Origin of the sequence: Agrobacterium sp. MCAB5, from assembly GCF_052114365.1 — a bacterium.
GTDB classification, from domain to species: Bacteria; Pseudomonadota; Alphaproteobacteria; order Rhizobiales; family Rhizobiaceae; genus Agrobacterium; species Agrobacterium tumefaciens.
In genome coordinates this window covers 1-608 of sequence record NZ_JBFREP010000138.1, presented here as the reverse complement: position 1 = coordinate 608, position 608 = coordinate 1, and the positions used below count along the sequence as shown (strand labels likewise).

1 protein-coding gene is annotated in these 608 nt (G+C 60.5%); it reads left to right on the top strand.

Annotated features, from left to right (window positions below; translation table 11 throughout):
• Positions 1–79: 79 nt before the first annotated feature.
• The coding region (locus AB4Z23_RS27835; protein WP_441361221.1) for an amidohydrolase at positions 80–608 on the top strand (529 nt) is incomplete at its 3' end.

Below are 608 nucleotides of genomic sequence, written 5' to 3'. Positions count from 1 at the left end.
CATCGGAGGTGTTGCAGATTTTTGCATTTGGCGGGAGCATGCCGTTTAATGACAGTCGATATAAAACGGGACTGCATCCATGCACGACGAAATCATATCCTGGCGCCGTGATCTGCATGCCAACCCGGAGCTTGGTTACGAGCTCCCTCGCACCGCATCCTTCGTAGCCGACAAGCTACGCACCTTTGGCTGCGATCAGGTTACCGAGGGGGTTGGGAGGAGCGGCGTTGTTGGCGTTCTCCACGGCCGGAATCATTCTTCCGGCAGGGTGGTCGGTCTACGCGCCGACATGGATGCGCTGCCTATTCACGAAACGACAGGACTTTCCTACGCTTCTACGACGGCGGGCCGAATGCATGCTTGCGGGCACGACGGACACACGGCGATGCTGCTGGGTGCTGCAAAGGCGCTGGCAGAAACACGCAACTTCGATGGCACCGCCGTTCTGATCTTCCAGCCAGCGGAGGAAGGACAGGCCGGCGCGAAGGCGATGTGCGACGACGGCTTGATGACACGCTGGGGGATCGAGAGGGTATTCGCCCTTCACAACGAACCGGGCCTGGACGTTGGTCGTTTTGCCACCCGCACCGGCCCGTTTGGGGCTGCCG